The 19,173-nt window shown below is 59.4% G+C and carries 18 protein-coding genes and 1 pseudogene; 7 read left to right on the plus strand and 12 right to left on the minus strand.

Translation table 11 applies throughout. From position 1 onward, the window contains the following. Nucleotides 1-34: 34 nt before the first annotated feature. Nucleotides 35-484, plus strand: coding sequence for a Cd(II)/Pb(II)-responsive transcriptional regulator (gene cadR / locus ACZRJ6_RS07270; protein WP_463967736.1), 450 nt, complete (start codon nt 35-37; stop codon nt 482-484). 55 nt (nt 485-539) lie between these two features. On the opposite strand, the gene ACZRJ6_RS07275 is transcribed toward cadR, so the two are convergent. The 3 genes from ACZRJ6_RS07275 to ACZRJ6_RS07285 all read right to left on the minus strand — a co-directional run bounded on the left by ACZRJ6_RS07275 (nt 540) and on the right by ACZRJ6_RS07285 (nt 3,242). After that, on the minus strand, nt 540-1,511 hold the full coding sequence (locus ACZRJ6_RS07275) for a thymidylate synthase (RefSeq protein WP_463967735.1): 972 nt from the start codon (nt 1,509-1,511) through the stop codon (nt 540-542). A 51-nt stretch (nt 1,512-1,562) separates the two neighbouring features. Then, entirely contained in the window at nt 1,563-2,375 is an 813-nt protein-coding gene (lgt, locus tag ACZRJ6_RS07280; RefSeq protein ID WP_149412250.1) for a prolipoprotein diacylglyceryl transferase, read from the minus strand. Nucleotides 2,376-2,459: 84 nt separating this feature from the next. Beyond that, on the minus strand, nt 2,460-3,242 hold the full coding sequence (locus ACZRJ6_RS07285) for a sulfite exporter TauE/SafE family protein (protein WP_463967734.1): 783 nt from the start codon (nt 3,240-3,242) through the stop codon (nt 2,460-2,462). Nucleotides 3,243-3,351: 109 nt separating this feature from the next. On the opposite strand from ACZRJ6_RS07285, the gene ACZRJ6_RS07290 reads away from it, so the two are divergent. Continuing rightward, nucleotides 3,352-4,098 carry an NRDE family protein gene (locus ACZRJ6_RS07290; protein ID WP_463967733.1) on the plus strand — a complete coding sequence of 249 codons (747 nt, stop codon included), beginning with the start codon at nt 3,352-3,354 and terminating at the stop codon, nt 4,096-4,098. A 61-nt stretch (nt 4,099-4,159) separates the two neighbouring features. On the opposite strand, the gene ptsP is transcribed toward ACZRJ6_RS07290, so the two are convergent. Beyond that, nucleotides 4,160-6,439 (minus strand): phosphoenolpyruvate--protein phosphotransferase, encoded by a 2,280-nt coding sequence (ptsP, locus tag ACZRJ6_RS07295; RefSeq protein ID WP_463967732.1) that lies wholly within the window; start codon nt 6,437-6,439, stop codon nt 4,160-4,162. A gap of 22 nt (nt 6,440-6,461) precedes the next feature. Next, a complete protein-coding gene (locus ACZRJ6_RS07300) occupies nt 6,462-6,941 on the minus strand; it encodes an RNA pyrophosphohydrolase (RefSeq protein ID WP_133100907.1) in 480 nt (159 codons plus the stop codon). A gap of 143 nt (nt 6,942-7,084) precedes the next feature. Between ACZRJ6_RS07300 and ACZRJ6_RS07305 the strand changes: the two genes are divergently transcribed. Continuing rightward, nucleotides 7,085-7,741, plus strand: a complete 657-nt coding sequence (locus ACZRJ6_RS07305) for a histidinol-phosphatase (protein WP_463967731.1) — start codon at nt 7,085-7,087, stop codon at nt 7,739-7,741. Between the two features lie 21 nt (nt 7,742-7,762). Further along, a pseudogene (locus ACZRJ6_RS07310) lies at nt 7,763-7,852 on the plus strand (outer membrane lipoprotein carrier protein LolA); the annotation flags it as partial. On the opposite strand, the gene ACZRJ6_RS07315 reads toward ACZRJ6_RS07310, so the two are convergent. Both ACZRJ6_RS07315 and ilvA read right to left on the minus strand, forming a co-directional pair. Then, entirely contained in the window at nt 7,853-8,266 is a 414-nt protein-coding gene (locus tag ACZRJ6_RS07315) for a DUF2269 family protein (RefSeq protein ID WP_463967730.1), read from the minus strand. It abuts the pseudogene before it with no gap. 40 nt (nt 8,267-8,306) lie between these two features. Then, entirely contained in the window at nt 8,307-9,821 is a 1,515-nt protein-coding gene (gene ilvA / locus ACZRJ6_RS07320; RefSeq protein ID WP_463967729.1) for a threonine ammonia-lyase, biosynthetic, read from the minus strand. 136 nt (nt 9,822-9,957) lie between these two features. Between ilvA and rpiA the strand changes: the two genes are divergently transcribed. Both rpiA and ACZRJ6_RS07330 read left to right on the plus strand, forming a co-directional pair. Further along, nucleotides 9,958-10,629 carry a ribose-5-phosphate isomerase RpiA gene (rpiA, locus tag ACZRJ6_RS07325; protein ID WP_463967728.1) on the plus strand — a complete coding sequence of 224 codons (672 nt, stop codon included), beginning with the start codon at nt 9,958-9,960 and terminating at the stop codon, nt 10,627-10,629. Nucleotides 10,630-10,993: 364 nt separating this feature from the next. Next, nucleotides 10,994-12,940 carry an autotransporter domain-containing protein gene (locus ACZRJ6_RS07330; protein ID WP_463967727.1) on the plus strand — a complete coding sequence of 649 codons (1,947 nt, stop codon included), beginning with the start codon at nt 10,994-10,996 and terminating at the stop codon, nt 12,938-12,940. A gap of 40 nt (nt 12,941-12,980) precedes the next feature. Here ACZRJ6_RS07330 and ACZRJ6_RS07335 read toward each other — a convergent pair whose 3' ends face one another. The 4 genes from ACZRJ6_RS07335 to ACZRJ6_RS07350 form a co-directional block, all read right to left on the minus strand. Next, nucleotides 12,981-13,895, minus strand: a complete 915-nt coding sequence (locus ACZRJ6_RS07335; protein ID WP_463967726.1) for an SdiA-regulated domain-containing protein — start codon at nt 13,893-13,895, stop codon at nt 12,981-12,983. 121 nt (nt 13,896-14,016) lie between these two features. Next, the gene (locus tag ACZRJ6_RS07340; protein WP_463967725.1) at nt 14,017-14,943 is read right to left on the minus strand and encodes an SdiA-regulated domain-containing protein; all 927 of its coding nucleotides are present in this window, start codon (nt 14,941-14,943) and stop codon (nt 14,017-14,019) included. A gap of 172 nt (nt 14,944-15,115) precedes the next feature. After that, nucleotides 15,116-15,781, minus strand: coding sequence for a fumarylacetoacetate hydrolase family protein (locus ACZRJ6_RS07345; RefSeq protein ID WP_463967724.1), 666 nt, complete (start codon nt 15,779-15,781; stop codon nt 15,116-15,118). A 24-nt stretch (nt 15,782-15,805) separates the two neighbouring features. Next, complete coding sequence (locus ACZRJ6_RS07350; protein WP_463967723.1) at nt 15,806-17,200, minus strand: FAD-binding oxidoreductase; 1,395 nt, start codon at nt 17,198-17,200, stop codon at nt 15,806-15,808. Nucleotides 17,201-17,404: 204 nt separating this feature from the next. On the opposite strand from ACZRJ6_RS07350, the gene serA reads away from it, so the two are divergent. After that, nucleotides 17,405-18,634 (plus strand): phosphoglycerate dehydrogenase, encoded by a 1,230-nt coding sequence (gene serA / locus ACZRJ6_RS07355; RefSeq protein ID WP_463967722.1) that lies wholly within the window; start codon nt 17,405-17,407, stop codon nt 18,632-18,634. Nucleotides 18,635-18,695: 61 nt separating this feature from the next. On the opposite strand, the gene ACZRJ6_RS07360 is transcribed toward serA, so the two are convergent. Then, a complete protein-coding gene (locus ACZRJ6_RS07360; RefSeq protein WP_133100896.1) occupies nt 18,696-19,136 on the minus strand; it encodes a DUF4399 domain-containing protein in 441 nt (146 codons plus the stop codon). Nucleotides 19,137-19,173 lie beyond the last annotated feature (37 nt).

The following is a 19,173-nucleotide window of genomic DNA, read 5'->3' on the forward strand; positions in this document are numbered from 1 at the left end:
TATAGGGTCAAGCACCCTTTTGGAGATTGCTGCGATGAAGATCGGTGAATTGGCAAAACTGACGGATTGTCAGGTGGAAACCATCCGTTATTACGAGAAGGAAGGCCTGCTGCCGCCGCCCGCGCGCAGCGAGGGCAATTACCGCTTGTACACCCAGGCCCACACCGAGCGGCTGACCTTTATCCGCAACTGCCGCAGCCTGGACATGACCCTTGAGGAAATTCGCAGCCTGCTGGGTTTGCGAGATAGCCCGCAGGACCAGTGCGAAAACGTCAATGCACTGATCGACGAGCACATCCACCACGTCAAGGCGCGGATCGATGGGTTGTTGGCGTTACAGGAACAGTTACTCGACCTGCGCCAGCGTTGTGGCGAAGGGCCGGATATTGATCAATGTGGGATTTTGAAGCGACTGGAGGTCAGCGGAGGTGTGGCGGCGAGTGAGGCGCAGCATTCCCATGTGGGCAGGAGCCACGGCCACTAAAATCGCCCCTGTGGCGAGCGGACTTGCCCGCTCGCCACAACAAGTCGGCCCTATGTCAGACCGCCATCGGCGCTGTCATCGGCGCATGGTGCTCGTAACCTTCCAGCGAGAAATCGCTCGGTTCGATCTGCTCCAGCCACTCCGGCTGGTACACACCCGTCTTGGCAAACTCCGGCACACGGTCACTGATCACCAGCTTGGGCGCCGCGAACGGCTCGCGCTTGAGCTGTTCGTTGAGCATGTCCAGATGGTTTTCGTAGACGTGGGCGTCACCGATAAAATAGGTGAACCAGCGCGGCGTGTAACCCGTCAGACGGCCGATCAGGCTCAACAGCGCGGCGCCCTCGGTGAGGTTGAACGGCGTGCCCAGGCCTAAATCGTTGGAGCGAATATAGAGCGTCAAGGATATTTCCCTGGTCTCAACGTTGGGATGGAACTGGTACAGCAGGTGGCACGGCGGCAAGGCCATTTCATCGAGCTGGGCGCAGTTCCAACCATGGAACAGGATACGCCGGCTGCCCGGGTCCTTGATGATGGTGTCGACGCACTGGCGAATCTGGTCAATGGCCTTGTACAGCACCACATAGGCCTGACCGTCTTCCTCGCCTTCGGCGATTTGGCGGTAACCCTGGCTTAGGGTCTGCTCGATGGCAGCCTGGTTGCTGACCGGAATCTGCTTGTACGCCGGCCATTTGCGCCATTGCACGCCGTAGATCTCGCCAAGGTCGTCATCGCCCTGGCGGAACGGGTTGGCCAGCCATTGGGCGTTTTCGTTGGCGTTCTGGTCCCAGACCTTGCAACCCAGGGCGCGGAATTCAGCAGCGTTGTTCACCCCACGCAGGAAGCCGACCATCTCGCCAATCGCCGATTTGAAGGCCATTTTTCGGGTGGTGATCGCCGGAAAACCTTCCTGCAGGTCAAAGCGCAGCATCGCACCGGGAAAGCTGATGGTATTCACGCCGGTACGGTTGGCCTGCTTGGTGCCGTTCTTGATGACGTGGGACACCAGATCGAGATATTGCTTCATGTCATTACCTGCATCGTTGAAGCCGAAGCCCTCAGGCCTCGGCGTTCGAATTTAAAGCGCGGTGTTCTTGATCGGTTGCGGGCGATTGTAAGCCCACCACAGCAGACCCAGGCCGGCGAGGATCATCGGGATACTGAGAACCTGACCCATGGTCACCCAACCAAACGCCAGGTAGCCCAGTTGCGCATCCGGTACCCGCACGAACTCGACGATAAAGCGGAAAATCCCGTAGAACAGCGCGAACATCCCCGATACCGCCATGGTAGGCCGCGGTTTGCGAGAGTAAATATAGAGGATCAGGAACAGCGCCACGCCTTCCAGGGCGAACTGGTACAGCTGCGACGGATGGCGCGGCAGTTGCGAAGGGTCGCTGAACGCCGGGAACACCATGGCCCACGGCACATCGGTCGGCTTGCCCCACAATTCGGCGTTGATGAAGTTGCCGATACGCCCGGCGCCCAGGCCAATCGGCACCATCGGTGCAACAAAATCCATCAGCTGGAAGAACGACTTGCCGTTGCGTCGGCCGAACCACCAGGCCGCGAGCATCACACCGATAAAACCGCCGTGGAACGCCATGCCGCCTTTCCACACTTCGAAAATCAGCGTCGGGTTGGCGATGTAGGCACTCAGGTCGTAGAACAGCACATACCCCAGGCGCCCGCCGACGATCACGCCCATCGACATCCAGAACACCATGTCGGAGAGCTTCTCCTTGGTCCAGGTCGGGTCGAAACGGTTCAGACGCCGGGAAGCCAGCAGCCATGCACCGCCGATGCCAATCAGGTACATCAACCCGTACCAGTGGATTTTCAGTGGACCAATGGCCAGAGCCACCGGGTCGATATGCGGGTAAGGCAGCATTGCGACTCCTCGTTAAATCATTCGTTATTGCGCACGGACCATGCCGGGACGCGATTAAGCCTGCGTTACATAAAATAAGCTTCGTTACAGCAGAAAACTTAAACCGACACAAAACAACAGGCCGGCAAACAGCCGCTTGAGCAAGCGCGGCGACAATCGGTGAGCCAGGCGCGCGCCGAAACGGGCGGCTAGCATACTGGTCAGGGCGATACCCAGCAGCGCTGGCAAATACACGAACCCGAGACTATGAGCGGGCAACAGCGGATCGTGCCAGCCCAAAATCATGAAACTTAATGCACTGGCCAGGGCAATCGGCAAGCCGCAGGCCGATGAGGTAGCCACAGCCTGGCGCATCGGCACACTGCGCCAGGTCAGGAACGGCACGGTCAGCGAGCCGCCGCCAATGCCGAAAATCGCTGAAGCCCAGCCGATCACCGTGCCCGCCAGGGTCAGTCCGACCTTGCCCGGAACCGTTCGGCTGGCCTTGGGCTTGACCTCCAGGGCCAATTGCACGGCGACGATCAGCGCGAATACGCCGATGATCTTCTGCAAGTGAGGCCCCGAGATGGCTTCAGCCGTCAACGCGCCAAAACCTGCGCCGATCAAAATACCGACGGTCATCCACACAAAAATCGGCCAACGCACCGCGCCAAGCCGATGGTGCTCACGCACGGCATTGACTGAAGTGAAAATAATGCTCGCCAGCGATGTGCCTACCGCCAGGTGAGTCAATACCTGCGGATCAAAACCCTGCAAAGTGAAACTGAACACTAGCACCGGAACAATAATAATCCCGCCGCCCACGCCAAACAGCCCAGCGAGCACGCCTGCACAGGCGCCCAGCAGCAAATACAGCAGAAATTCCATAGGCACCCTCAAAATCAGACCGGCATGTTAACGGATGCGGGGCGCAAGGCGGAACTGGATGCGATGGATAGCTATGGGTACAGTGGGAAAAACACAAAGGGATCGCCTTATGTGCCTGATTGTTTTTGCCTGGCGGCCGGGCCATGTCCAGCCGCTGATCGTCGCGGCCAACCGTGATGAGTTCTATGCCCGACCCAGCCTGCCGCTGGCCCAGTGGCTCGATGCACCGCAGGTTTACGCGGGGCGTGATCAGGAAGCAGGGGGCACATGGCTGGGGGTTGGCGCGGATGGGCGCTTTGCGGCGCTGACCAATATCCGCGATCCGCACCAGCCACCGGCGCGCAAGTCCCGGGGGGAGCTGGTGTCGCGTTTTCTCAGTGGTTCGCTGCCTATTGACGATTATTTGGCCGACGTTAACGGTAGGTCGATTGAATATGCCGGGTTTAACCTGTTGATCGGAACGCGGGATGAGCTGTGGCATTACAACGCCAATGATTCGGCGTCCACTCAGTTGGCGGCGGGGGTTTATGGGTTATCCAATGCAGGGCTGAATACGCCGTGGCCCAAGTTGCTCAAGGCCAAGGCGGCGCTGACAGAGGTGCTGGACGACCCGCAGCCGGAAGCCTTACTGGGAATTTTGAGCGACCCGCACACAGCGTCTTTCGCCGACTTGCCGGATACCGGCGTGGGATTGGCGACTGAGTATTTGTTGTCGAGTGTGTTTATTGCCAGCCCCAGTTATGGGACGCGAGCGAGTACGGCGCTGATTGTGAATGCCGATGGGACGCGGCACATCGTCGAGCGCAGCTTCGGGCCCTATGGTGGGCAACTGGGAGAAGTCGAGCTGAGGCTTTAGGCAGGCTTTTGTGGCGAGCGGGCTTACCCGCTCGCCACAAAAAAACCACTCGCTGCCAGGTTTAGAGGGTCTTCGCCGAAGCCGGATTGATCATCCGCGCCAACCCAAGGTTCTTCAGCGCCAGCTGCAGCGAGCTGTGGATAACTTGCGGGTTGTCGATGGTCATCAACTCTGCCAGTAGCTCCTTGGCCTTGCTCAGGTTGATCTGACGCAGCATCCATTTCACCTTCGGCAGGTTGGTGGCGTTCATCGAAAGGCTGTCAAAGCCCATCGCCATCAACAGCACTGCCGCCGCCGGATCGCCGGCCATTTCACCGCAAATACTCACCGGCTTGCCTTCGGCATGGGCGTCGCGCACCACGTTCTGCAAGGCTTGCAGCACTGCCGGGTGCAGATAGTCGTAAAGGTCGGCCACCCGTGGGTTGTTGCGGTCCACCGCCAGCAGGTACTGGGTCAGGTCGTTGGAGCCCACCGAAAGGAAGTCCACCTGCCGCGCCAGTTCCTTGGCCTGGTACACCGCCGCCGGAATTTCGATCATCACGCCAATGGGCGGCATCGGCACGTCGGTGCCTTCGTCGCGTACTTCGCCCCAGGCCCGATGGATCAGGTGCAGCGCTTCTTCCAACTCGTGGGTGCCAGAGATCATGGGCAGCAGGATGCGCAGGTTGTTCAGACCTTCGCTGGCCTTGAGCATGGCGCGGGTCTGGACGAGGAAGATTTCAGGATGGTCGAGGGTGACGCGAATGCCGCGCCAGCCGAGGAAGGGGTTGTCTTCTTTGATCGGGAAATACGACAGTGACTTGTCGCCGCCAATGTCCAGGCTGCGCATGGTCACTGGCAACGGATGGAAGGCGGAAAGTTGCTCGCGATAAATCGCCAGTTGCTCCTTTTCGCTGGGGAACCGTTGATTGATCATGAACGGCACTTCGGTGCGGTACAAACCGACCCCTTCAGCGCCACGCTGTTGCGCTCGGGCTACGTCCGCCAGCAAGCCGGTGTTAACCAGCAGCGGCATGCGGTGGCCGTCGAGGGTTATGCACGGCAGTTCCCGCAGGGCATCGAGCCCCTGGGACAACTGGCGCTCTTCTTCCACCACTTCGGCGTATTGCTTGCGCAGCACTTCGCTGGGGTTGGTGTAGACCTCGCCGTGGTAGCCGTCGACGATCATCTGAATGCCGTCGACCTTGGAATACGGCAGGTCCACCAGGCCCATCACCGTGGGGATGCCCATGGCCCGTGCCAGGATCGCCACGTGGGAGTTGCCCGAACCCAAGACCGAAACCAGGCCCACCAGCTTGCCCTCCGGCACTTCGCCGAGCATGGTGGCGGTCAGTTCCTCACTGATGAGAATGGTGTTGTCGGGGTAGACCAGCGTCGTGGAACGTTCTTCCTGCAGGTAAGCCAACAGACGGCGACCGAGGTCCTTCACGTCCGAGGCTCGCTCGCGCAGATAGGCGTCGTCCATCAATTCGAAACGGTTGACGTGATCGGTGACCACCTGGCGCAGTGCGCCCTGGGCCCACTGGCCAGTCTTGATCACGTCCTTGACTTCGCTGCCCAGGGACGCGTCGTCGAGCATCATCAGGTAAACGTCGAACAGTGCCCGCTCTTCGGGGCGCAGTTGGGTCGCCAGCTTGGTCGACAGGGTGCGCATGTCATTGCGCACGCCTTCGAGGGCGGTCTTGAACAGGCCGATCTCGGCCTCGATATCGGTAACCGTCTTGTCCGGTACCACGTCGAGGTCGGCCGGTGGCAACATGACCACGGCGGTGCCAATAGCAGCGCCTGGCGAACCGGGCACGCCGACGAACTTCGCTTCCTGGATGCCTTTGCCCTGACGGCCCAGGCCGCGGATCGAACCGGTGGCCTCGGCGTGGGCAATAACCCCGGCCAATTGCGCGCTCATGGTCACGAGGAAGGCTTCTTCACCTTCGTCGAACTGGCGGCGCTCTTTCTGCTGAATGACCAACACGCCAACAACGCGGCGGTGGTGAATGATCGGTGCACCGAGGAACGAGGCGTAACGCTCTTCGCCAGTTTCGGCAAAGTAGCGATAGCGCGGGTGATCGGCGGCATGTTCGAGGTTCAGGGGTTCTTCACGCGTCCCCACCAGGCCCACCAGACCTTCATTGGGCGCCATGCTGACCTTGCCGATAGAGCGCTTGTTCAAGCCCTCGGTGGCCATCAGGACAAAACGGTTGGTCTCGGGGTCCAGCAGGTAAACCGAGCAGACCTGGCTGCCCATGGCTTCCTTGACGCGCAACACAATAATCCCCAACGCCGCCTTGAGATCCTTGGCGGAGTTAACTTCCTGGACGATCTTGCGCAGCGTATTGAGCATGGCTCGGGGTCGAACTCCGTCGTCAGTCGCGCGCTAAAAGGCGCGGGGCAAGCTCTTTGAGAGCGCGACGATAAACCTCGCGCTTGAATGTCACCACCTGGCCCAACGGATACCAATAACTGACCCAGCGCCAGCCATCGAACTCCGGTTTACCGGTCAAATCCATCCGCACCCGCTGCTCGTTGGAGACCAGGCGCAGGAGAAACCATTTCTGTTTCTGGCCGATGCACAGCGGTTGGCTGTGAGTCCTGACCAGACGTTGCGGCAAACGATAGCGCAACCAGCCCCGGGTACAGGCGAGTATTTGCACATCTTCTCGCTCAAGGCCTACTTCTTCGTTCAACTCACGGTACAAGGCGTCTTCAGGGGTTTCGTCGGGGTTGATTCCGCCTTGAGGAAACTGCCAGGCATCTTGGTTGATACGGCGAGCCCATAGCACCTGTCCGGAATCATTCGTAAGAATAATCCCGACATTAGGACGGAAACCATCGGGGTCGATCACGGCAACAACCTCGCAAACGCATGTCGCCGCATTGTTCCACAAAGGTTGATCCAGCGGCAACGAGGCTGCTTACCTTATGTGCACTCTTGTGAAAAGACCGTATTCTGGACGCCTTTTTACAGACTTTTCAGCGAGTAACCGCAATGCGCCTGGCTTTATTCGACTTGGACAACACGCTTTTGGGCGGCGACAGTGACCACGCCTGGGGTGATTACCTATGTGAACGGGGCATCCTCGATGCCGTCGCCTATAAGGCCCGTAACGACGATTTCTACCAGGATTACCTGGCCGGCAAGCTCGACAACGCCGCCTACCTCAACTTCTGCCTGGAAATTCTCGGCCGCACCGAGATGGCCCAACTGGACGAATGGCACCGCGATTATATGCGCGACTGCATCGAGCCGATCATGTTGCCCCTTGCCGTTGAATTACTGGCCAAACACCACGCTGCTGGCGATAAGTTGGTAATCATTACCGCCACCAACCGTTTTGTCACCGCGCCGATTGCCGCACGCTTGGGCGTTGAGACGCTGATCGCGACGGAATGCGAGATGGCGGATGGCCGCTATACCGGGCGCAGTACCGATATCCCGTGCTTTCGCGAGGGCAAGGTGACGCGCTTGAATCGGTGGCTGGAAGAGACCGGGTACAGCCTGGAAGACAGCTATTTCTACAGTGATTCGATGAATGACTTGCCGTTGCTGGAGCAGGTGACACACCCAGTGGCGGTGGACCCAGACCCAAGTTTGCTGGCCGAAGCCAAGAAACGCGGCTGGCCCGTCATCACCCTGCGTAGCTGAGAACCCACTGTAGGAGTGAGCTTGCTCGCGAAGAACGTTAACGAAAACGCGGGGAATCTGATTCCCCGCTGCGTCCTCAGGTTTTTCGCGAGCAAGCTCGCTCCTACAGTGTCAGACAGGCTTGGCGCCCATCAACCCGGCAATCGCCACGAACCCCACCAGACTGACAACTGCCAGCGCCAAGGTGAAACTCAGGCTGCCTGTCCCTCCCAGTCGCAGTCGATTAAGCCGCGCCACTAACCAGAACCAGCTCAACGCCGCCACGGTGTAGATCACGCTGGAACCCAGGATCCAGGTCTGCCCCAGCGGCCAGCCGATCAGATGCGCCAACCACCAGCCGGTGAACGGCATGCTGACCAGGCAAATCCCCATCAACAACCAGACGAACACCCACGGCCGTTGCACGGTATAGGCAGGCCCTGCGCTGCGTTTGCGCCAGGCCAGCACGGCCAGCCCGATACCACTGAGTAGCAGTAATACGGTGGCTGCTATGTGGATAACTTTGAGGGTAGTCAGCGTTTCCATGTTCTCAATTCCTTAAAGGCCGCCCAATCAGCGTAGTCGTTCAACCGAGGAACAGTTGGTAGGCCGGGTTATCACTTTCATCCCAATACGGGTATCCGATGGCTTCCAGCGCCGCCTGCACCAGGTGACGCTCGCTCGCCGGCACTTGTAAGCCGGCGACCACACGCCCATCGGCCGCGCCGTGGTTGCGATAGTGGAACATCGAAATGTTCCAGCGCCCGCCCAACTTGTTAAGAAAGTTGAACAACGCCCCCGGACGCTCCGGGAATTCGAAGCGAAACACCACTTCATCGCTGACCTTCGCCGCATGGCCGCCGACCATATGACGGATATGCAGCTTGGCCAGTTCGTTTTCCGTCAGGTCCAGCACCGGGAAACCCTGGCTGGTCAGGCTGGAGATCAGGGCGCTGCGCGGGTCGTTTTCCGGGTGGGTCTGCACGCCGACGAAAATGTGCGCTTCGCTGCCGGAATGGTAGCGGTAGTTGAATTCTGTGATCTGGCGCTTGCCCACGGCTTCGCAGAAGGCTTTGAAGCTGCCCGGTTTCTCGGGGATGGTCACGGCAATAATGGCTTCGCGACCTTCACCCAACTCGGCACGCTCGGCCACATGGCGCAAGCGATCGAAGTTGACGTTGGCCCCGGAATCAATGGCGACAAAGGTCTGACCAGTGACGCCACGGGTCTCGACATACTTCTTGATCCCTGCCACGCCCAGGGCGCCGGCGGGCTCGGTGATGGAGCGGGTGTCGTCGTAGATGTCCTTGATCGCCGCGCAGATTTCATCGGTGCTGACGGTGATCACTTCGTCCACATAGTCTTTGCAGATATCGAAGGTGTGCTGGCCGATCTGCGCCACCGCAACGCCGTCGGCGAAGATGCCCACGGTCGGCAGTACCACACGCTCGCCCGCCGCCATGGCGGCTTGCAGGCAGTTGGAGTCGTCAGGCTCGACGCCGATGATCTTGATTTCCGGGCGCAGGTATTTCACGTAGGCCGCGATGCCAGCGATCAGGCCACCACCGCCCACCGGTACAAAAATCGCGTCCAACGGCCCTGGATGCTGGCGCAAAATCTCCATCGCCACGGTGCCCTGCCCGGCAATGGTGTGCGGATCATCGTAAGGGTGAATGTAGACAAAGCCTTTTTCGTCGACCAGTTTCAGCGAGTACGCCAACGCTTCCGGAAAGGAATCACCGTGCAGCACCACTTTGCCGCCACGGGAGCGCACGCCTTCAACCTTGATCTCCGGGGTGGTCTTGGGCATCACGATAGTGGCCTTGACCCCCAGCACCTTGGCCGCCAGGGCCAGGCCCTGGGCATGGTTGCCGGCAGACGCGGTGACAACGCCGCGGGCGCGCTCTTCAGCCGTCAATTGCGTGAGCTTGTTGTAAGCGCCGCGAATCTTGAAGGAAAACACCGGCTGCAAGTCTTCACGCTTGAGCCAGACCTTGTTACCCAGGCGCTCGGAAAGCTGGCGGGCGGTCTGCAATGGGGTTTCTACGGCAACGTCATAAACGCGCGAGGTGAGGATCTTCTTGACGTACTGTTCGAGCATCGGAAAGCATCACTGGGCGGTTTGGGCAGGGCCAAGGAGTCTAACCCAGCGTTTGGCCGGGCGACCACACGAATACAAAGGTTTTGTTGGGTTATACTCGCGTCCCTCTTTACTCCCCGCCCGTTCCGGAGCCCGCATGACCCAGGATCAACTCAAACAGGCAGTGGCCCAGGCCGCCGTCGATTTAATCCTTCCCAAGCTCGACGATAAAAGCATCGTCGGTGTCGGCACCGGCTCCACTGCCAACTGCTTTATCGATGCGCTGGCCCTGCACAAGGGCGCGTTCGACGGCGCCGTCGCCAGCTCCGAAGCGACCGCCGCACGCCTCAAGGGCCACGGAATTCCGGTGTACGAGCTCAACACCGTCAGCGACCTGGAGTTCTACGTGGACGGCGCCGATGAAAGCGACGAACACCTGAACCTGATCAAAGGCGGCGGCGCAGCCCTGACCCGCGAGAAGATCGTCGCAGCCGTGGCCAAGACCTTCATCTGCATCGCCGACGCCAGCAAGCTGGTACCGGTGCTCGGCGCGTTCCCGCTGCCAGTGGAAGTGATCCCCATGGCCCGCAGCCACGTGGCCCGCGAGCTGGTGAAGCTGGGCGGCGACCCGGTGTACCGTGAAGGTGTGCTGACGGATAACGGCAACATCATCATCGACGTGTTCAATATGCAGATCACCAACCCGGTGGAGCTGGAGCGTCAGATCAATGCCATCGTTGGCGTGGTCACCAATGGCTTGTTTGCAGCGCGTCCTGCGGATGTGTTGCTGCTGGGTACTGCCGAAGGCGTGAAGACCCTCAAGGCCTAAGTACACGCAGAACCCATGTGGGAGCGGGCTTGCTCGCGATGGCGGAGTGTCAGTCGATATCTTGATTGACTGATCCACCGCTATCGCGAGCAAGCCCGCTCCCACATTTTTGACCGCGCCTCATCCGATGGACATGTAACAAAAACGCTACTTTTCGCAGCAACCCTCCCCCCCGCCTGCCCCAACTTGTGCGCCAGATCACGGCATCCTCAGCCATATCTGGTATCAAATCCGTTACAACTTATAGCCAGGCGGCCCCCACTTCCAACAACGCGCCAATTCGCGACTGCCCCATGGAATGAGGCGCGCATTGTGCAATCGGTCCCGCCGAGCAACTCCCTCACCCCTTCAAGGAATATACCTTGTGATCAAGCCTCTAGCCCTCGCTATCAGCGTTGCCAGCGCCCTGCTGTCGACCCACACACTGGCCTACGATTACGGCCAACACGCCAACACCACCCTGGAAAAGCTGATCAACGACTACCCCGGTCGTTATCGCGGCACGGCCAATTTCGCCGGGGCAGCCGACTGGATGCAGAGCCAGATGGGCAGCGCCTACAACATCAGCCGTCAGGATTTCTCCTGGAGCGGTGGCAGCCGCGCCTCGCAAAACGTGGTCGCTTATGCCGCCGGCACAAAACCGCAATACGTGGTGATCGGCGCACACTTCGACACCTATTTCGGCCGCCCAACCTTGCAAGGCCTGGACGATAACGGCTCCGGCGCCAGCGTGCTGACGGAAGTGGCGAAGAACCTTGGCGGCCTGCAGCTGGAAAACGGCCTGCAAATCGTCGGCTTTGGCGCCGAGGAAGAAGGTTTGCGCGGCTCCAAGGCGTTCGTCGACTCGCTGAGCGCCAGCCAACGGGCCAACATGTTGGCGATGATCAACCTCGACAGCCTGATAACCGGCGACATGATGTATGCCCACGCCGGCCAGAACAGTACCGCCAACCCGGCCCTGGCTTCCCTGCGCGAACACACCTTACAGATCGCCAAGGAGTTGAACATCAATCTGTTCACCAACCCCGGCCTCGACCCGCAATACCCCGCTGGCACTGGCTGTTGCAGCGACGGGGAAGCCTTTGAAGGGCTGAATATCCCGATCCTCTATATCGAAGCCACCAACTGGGAGTTGGGGGACCTGGACGGCTACACCCAGACCGACAACCCGGCGATCCCCGGTGGCTCGACCTGGCACGATCCCAACGAAGACAACAAGGCCGTGCTGACCAACGCCTTCGGCCAGGAGCGCATCGACCAGCGCTTGCGAGACTATTCACGCCTGCTCAGCCGCCTGGTACTGGAGTTGACCAACGCCGACTTGATGGCATCCACCGCGTCGGGCGGCGCGGTTGCGCGCAATATGCAGGACAATCTGCAACGCCAGCACCAGTCCATGGTGCGTCTGCATGATCGCCGCTGGCTGACACTGCAATCGGCCAGCCGCGAGGTGGGCAGCTTCGATGGCGAGATTGGCATCGACGGCGAGTACAACCCGGACAGCGGTTTCGACACTGCGCCCAACCCCGAAGCCCGGCACTTGGGGCTGCACGCCTTGGGTGACTACCAGTTGAGTTCAAATCTGAATATCGGCGCCAGCCTCAGCTACCTCAACGGGCGCGACAAGCTGGAACATCGCGGCAAACTGGAAAGCGACACGTGGCAAGCAGCGGTCTACGCCCTGCTGAACGATGGCGGCCCGGCCTGGCTGGCGGGCGACCTGAGCGTCGGCCACAGCAGCTTCGATTCCCAGCGCAACCTGGTGATCCAGGCCAATGGCGGGCCAGTGCTACTCAATCAGCACCTGACCGGCGAAACCGATGCCTTGTCCCTGGGCACGCGGGTGCTCGGCGGCTACGACTTCGACTTCGGCGCCATCAAGAGTGGGCCGTTTGCCGGGCTGGACTACAGCCACTACCGCATCGATAAATTCCACGAGAAGCAGAACCTGCGAACTGCCCTTGAGTATCAGGAACAGTCCTTCGATTCCCTGGAAGCCAGCCTTGGCTGGCGCGTGCGTGGCGCAGTTGCCCTGCCCTATGGCTTGAGCCTGATGCCTTACGGCGATATCGCCTGGGTCAAGGAGCTGGCGGATGGTCGACTGGACGATCTTGACTTGATCGCCCGCGCCGATGGCCAGGCACGTACAGCCAAACTCGGTTCAGTGGACAAGACCTTTGGCCGGGCGCAAGTCGGCAGCCAACTGGCAATCACCCCGCAGCTTGGGGTGTACGCCGAAGTAAATGGCCGCCTGGGCCACGCCGAGGGCAGCCAGACCGGCTACTCATTAGGCGTGCAATGGATGTTTTGATTGAGGTGGCCCCTGCAGGGGCGAGGCGGGTTCGTTGGGTTCAGGGTGCCGGTTTCTTGAACACATAGAACAGGTTCGGCTCACTGACCATATAGAGCGTGCCGTGGTCGTCCATGGCAATCCCTTCGGCTTGGGGTACACGTTTTTTCAAACCATGGCGTCCCTTGAGCAGCGACAAACTGCTCAAGGGACGACCGTCGATATCCAGCTCCAGCACCAGAAACGACTCATCGGACAGCGCCAGCAAATGGCCGCTGCGCTCATCGTATTGCAGGCTGGACAGGTCGCGCACAAACAGCCCTGCATCGCGCTTGGGGTTGTTGATGACGTGTACCGAATAGGTTTTTTCTGGTTTGAAATGGGGAAAGCCGTGCACTTCGTAGATCAGCATCGGATCCTTTTCCTTGGCGACAAACAGCCGTTTGCCCACCGAGTCGTAGGCCAGGCCTTCAAAGCCCTTGTTGCTACCCAGGTGCAAACCCAAGGTCATTTGTTCGGCATCGGCGGCATCGAGAAACTGGGTATCGTCCTCCAGGTGAACCTTGATCAATCGTTGCTGGTCTTCGTCGCTGATGACGTAGGTGTTCTCGCTGATAAATTCCACCGCCTCGGCATCGCCAAAGCCCACCAAATGAATACGCCGCACAATCTTGCCGCCCAGGGACAGCTCGATCAGTTCGGCGTTTTTATTGGTGACAGTGAACAGACTGTTGCGCACCGGATCGTAGGTCAGCGCCGAGACGTCATCGTCCAGGCCGTCGATGACCTGGGCCTCCACAGCGACTTGGTAGCCCGCCAGGCCAATGGAGCGCTCGTCGGCAGGCTGGCGCCAGGACTGCCAGTTGAACCAGGCACGTTCAAACAGGCGGAACTGCTGAGCGAGCACCCCCACGGCAACGAGGGTGATCAGCAACAGGATAAAAAAAGCGGGCTTGGGGCGGGCAAGTCGACGCATGGGAGCGGGCTCAAAGTAAAAGCTGGCGAATGAATATCACGGCCGCCTGAATTTAAGCTTAAACGCACCTGACAGTCTGGTGAATGCCGCTGACAGAGAAGAGTCCGACGTAATCAGTCTGCTATTTCTGCTTCTCGAAACGATAGAACAGATTTGGCTCACTGACCATGTACAGGGTGCCGTTCTCGTCCATGGTCACACCTTCAGCACGGGGAATGGTGTTCTTCAAGCCGTTGAAGCCGCCGAGCAAGGTCATGAAGCTGACTTGCTCGCCTGTTTCATCCAACTCCAGCAGCAGGTGGGAATCGGCCGACAGCGCCAACATATGGCCGGTGCGCGGGTCGATGCTCAGGGCCGAAAGGTTGCGTATGTCCAATTCGGTGCTGGGATGCTTCTGTTTGTCGCCAACCAGGGCCTGGCTGCCGTCGCTTTTCCAGGTGAACAAGGCCGGTGGGCGCTCCTCACCCAGTACGAGCTGCTGGTTGCGTTTGTCCCAGGTGATGGCTTCGAACGCTTTGTTCTGGTCCTTGGACGGGCCAAGGTCATAGGTCGGGAAGTCGGCGAAGGTCAGTTGGCGGGTGTCTGCATCGACCTTGACCAGGGTCAGGGTGTGCATGCGCTCATCGACAATGGCCAGCACGCCGTTCTCCATCACGGTCACACCTTCCGCGTTGTTCCAGCCAAGCAGCGGCATCTTGCGCAGCACATCGCCTTGCAGGCTCAGCTCGACCAGGAACGGGTTCTTGCCCATGACCGAGAACAGCGTTTTGGTTTGCGGGTTGTAGGCCAGGTCCGAAGCTTCGTCCTTTTCCATCCCCGGCAGTAGCTTGGCGTCGATCACCGCGTGATAGTCCGGAAGCCAGACGCTTTCCTGGCGTTCTACCGGGCTTTCGAAGCGCTCCAGCACCCATAACACACCACGGTCGTCCCAGTGCATCGCCCAGGAGACGCCATAGATGATCGCCCCGGCCAGGAACAGCCAGGAATACCAGCGCATGGCGAAGCGGGAACGGCGAGAGAGGTTTACCGACGGAAGAGGCACGGCCATTGAGAACTTTCCAGAAAGTCAGCTATAGGTGATAGCACAGGATCGACAGGCCCGCGTACCGCAGGCTAGGGATTATCCAGATGAGGTGTGAAAAAAATGCAATAAGCCAACGCTGGGCAACCTGGGAGCGGGCTTGTCGTGGCGAGCGGGCAAGCCCGCTCGCCACAAGTGTTTAGCGAACGCTGCTTTCGAAGCGACTGATGCCCGGCAATTCCAGCACCAGTTCATCACCGGCATTCAACGGCCCCACGCCGGCAGGCGTACCGGTGAGGATTACATCACCCGCCTGCAGCGAAAAGCAGCCAGCCATGTGCTGGATCATTGGGATTATCGGATTGAGCATGCTGGCGCTATTACCATCCTGGCGCACCTCACCATTGATGGTCAGGCGAATGCCGATGTCGGCGATGTCCGCAAAACTGCTGCCCACTACAAACGGTGCAATCACCGCGGCGCCGTCGAAGGACTTGGCGATTTCCCACGGCAGCCCCTTGGCTTTGAGCTCTGCCTGTTTGTCGCGCAGGGTCAGATCCAGGGCCGGAGCGAAGCCAGAGATGGCGTCCAGCACTTCTTCACGGCTGGGCTTGGTCGACAAAGGTTTGCCGATCAGTACCGCAATTTCCGCTTCGTAGTGCACCGAACCACGCTCGGCAGGGATGGTGAAACCGCCTTCCAGCGCCACAACGCAACTGCCCGGCTTGATAAACAGCAGGGGCTCGGTGGGTACCGGGTTATCCAGTTCCTTGGCGTGTTCGGCGTAGTTGCGCCCGATACACACCACTTTCCCCAGGGGAAAGTGGATATTGGTCCCGTCGACGTACTTGTGCTGATAGCTCATTGACCCACTCCTGGTTCGTGACTGTTAAACAGCGAAGATCTTGCCTGGGTTCATGATCCCATTCGGGTCGAATACTGCCTTCACTGCCTTCATGTATTCGATTTCTACTGGCGAACGGGTGTAGCTCAGATAATCGCGTTTGGTCATCCCAACGCCGTGTTCGGCGGAGATCGAACCGTTGTACTTCTCGACGGTTTCGAATACCCACTTGTTGACGGTGGCGCACTTGGCGAAGAACTCATCCTTGCTCAGGTTTTCCGGCTTGAGGATGTTCAAGTGCAGGTTGCCGTCGCCGATGTGGCCGAACCAGACGATTTCGAAGTCTGGGTAGTGCTCGCCGACGATCGCGTCGATTTCCTTCAGGAAAGCCGGAACTTTCGATACGGTGACCGAGATGTCGTTCTTGTACGGCGTCCAGTGAGAAATGGTCTCGGAGATGTACTCGCGCAGCTTCCACAGGTTATGCAGTTGGGTTTCGCTCTGGCTCATCACGCCGTCCAGTACCCAGCCCTGTTCGACGCAGTGCTCGAAGGTTTCCAGGGCATCGTTGGCCACTTCTTCAGTGGTCGCTTCAAATTCCAGCAACGCGTAGAACGGGCAATCGGATTCGAACGGCGCCAGCACGTCGCCACGGGCAAGGACCTTGGCCAGGGCTTTGTCGGAGAAGAATTCGAAGGCGGTCAAGTCCAGCTTGCTCTGGAAGGCGTGCAACACGGGCATGATCGAGTCGAAATCGGTGGTACCGAGAACCATGGCAGTGAGGTTTTTCGGCGCCCGGTCCAGGCGCATGGTCGCTTCAACCACAAAGCCCAGGGTGCCCTCGGCGCCGATAAACAGCTGGCGCATGTCGTAGCCGGTAGCGTTCTTGATCAGGTCTTTGTTCAGCTCCAGCAGGTCGCCCTTGCCGGTGACCACTTTCATGCCCGCGACCCAGTTACGGGTCATGCCGTAGCGAATCACCTTGATCCCGCCGGCATTGGTGCCGATATTGCCGCCAATCTGGCTGGAACCGGACGACGCGAAGTCCACCGGGTAGTACAGGCCTTTTTCTTCGGCGGTGTTCTGCAACTGCTTGGTGACCACGCCCGGTTGGCACACGGCGGTGCGATCGGTGAGGTTCACGTCGAGGATCTGGTTCATATAGTCGAACGACACCACCACTTCGCCATTGGAGGCTACCGCTGCGGCCGAAAGTCCCGTGCGACCACCGGACGGCACCAGCGCGACCTTGTGTGCATTGGCCCAGCGAACAATGGCCTGCACCTGTTCAGTGGTCTTCGGGAAGACAATGGCGGTAGGGGCCGGGGCGAAATGCTTGGTCCAATCCTTGCCGTAAGCATTCAGGGAGTCGGCATCGGTCAGGACCTTGCCAGGCTCAACCAGGGTCTTTAGCTCATCAATCAGGGCAGGATGGGTCATCGACAGAACTCTCGAACAATTCATGGTCATCCTGAGAACGCTTCACGTCGCAGGAATGGGTGTTTAGCGGGGCACGTATGCTAGCATACCGCCCCCGCAGGATAGTGCCCAAGGGCGTTCTGCGGTGACGGCTTTCCTGCCGTCCGGGTCAGCTTGCGCTGCTCGACTCCCTGCCAATTTTCTCCGGGATACAGGTTTACGCAGATGAGCAAGACTTCTCTCGATAAGAGCAAGATCAAGTTCCTTCTTCTGGAAGGCGTCCACCCATCGGCCGTCGACGTCCTGAAGGCCTCCGGGTACACCAGCATTGAGTACATCACCAGTTCTCTGCCGGAATCCCAGCTCAAGGAAAAGATCGCCGACGCGCACTTTATCGGCATCCGCTCCCGCACCCAGTTGACCGAAGAAATCTTCGACCATGCCAAGAAGCTTGTGGCTGTAGGGTGTTTCTGCATCGGCACCAACCAGGTCGACCTCAACGCTGCGCGCGAGCGCGGCATCGCGGTGTTCAACGCACCGTACTCCAACACCCGTTCCGTTGCTGAACTGGTGCTGGCCGAGGCCATCCTGCTGCTGCGCGGTATCCCTGAGAAGAACGCTTCCTGCCACCGTGGCGGCTGGATCAAAAGCGCGGCCAACTCCTTCGAAATCCGTGGCAAGAAGTTGGGTATCGTCGGTTACGGCTCGATCGGCACGCAATTGTCGGTCCTGGCCGAAGGCCTGGGCATGCAGGTGTACTTCTACGACACCCTGACCAAATTGCCGCTGGGCAACGCCACTCAGGTCTCCAGCCTGACTGAGCTGCTGGGCATGTCGGACATCGTCACCCTGCACGTTCCGGAAACCGCTGAAACCCAGTGGATGATGGGCGAGAAAGAAATCCGCGCCATCAAGAAGGGCGGAATCTTGATCAACGCTGCTCGCGGCACCGTGGTCGAACTGGACGCCCTGGCCGACGCGATCAAGGACAAGCACCTGATCGGCGCCGCCATCGACGTGTTCCCGGTAGAGCCTCGCTCCAACGACGACATCTTCGAAAGCCCGCTGCGTGGCCTGGACAATGTGATCCTGACCCCACACATCGGCGGTTCCACCGCTGAAGCCCAGGCCAACATCGGCCTGGAAGTGGCGGAGAAGCTGGTCAAGTACAGCGACAACGGTACGTCGGTGTCCTCGGTCAACTTCCCGGAAGTGGCGCTGCCGGCTCACCCTGGCAAGCACCGCCTGCTGCACATCCACAAGAACATTCCGGGTGTGATGAGCGAGATCAACAAGGTCTTCGCGGAAAACGGCATCAACATTTCCGGTCAGTTCCTGCAGACCAACGAGAAAGTCGGCTACGTCGTCATCGACGTCGACGCCGAGTACTCGGACCTGGCGCAAGAGAAGCTGCAGCACATCAACGGCACGATTCGTAGCCGCGTGTTGTTCTAGGTTTCAAGCGCCCACGAAAAAGGGAGACCCTCGGGTCTCCCTTTTTTTGTCTGAACAAATCTTACTTAACGTTAACCGTAATGACTTTAGACGCTACAGTCGGGTTGAACTGCATGTGCAGCTTGTCGCCGGCCACCAGTTGCAAGGTGTGCTTACCTGGAGTGAGGGTCAGTTCGGTTTCCGTCTGGGCCTTGCCGTAGTGGATCACGGTGTCGGTAGCCGGAATCGGCACGCTGGCGTCAGGCAGTGCTTTCTGGTCGACCAGCAGGTGGTGGTGACCGGTGCCTGGGGTCTGGTCGGTGGCTGGGGCCAATTTCAGGCCTCCCATGCCGAACTTGACGGTGAAAGTCTTATCGACAGTGGCGCCGTCTTTGGGCGAGACGATGAAGACTTTGGCATCAGCCGGTGGTTCGCTGCGGGGGATACCGTCTGCGGCTGTCGCCAGCATCGAAGCACCCAGCAATAGGCTGGCCAGGGTTGCACGGGACAAAAAGGCTTTCATTAACTTCTCCAGTTTTTTTGTGAAATCTGTAGGGTTA

The organism is Pseudomonas sp. C321 (assembly GCF_055407105.1).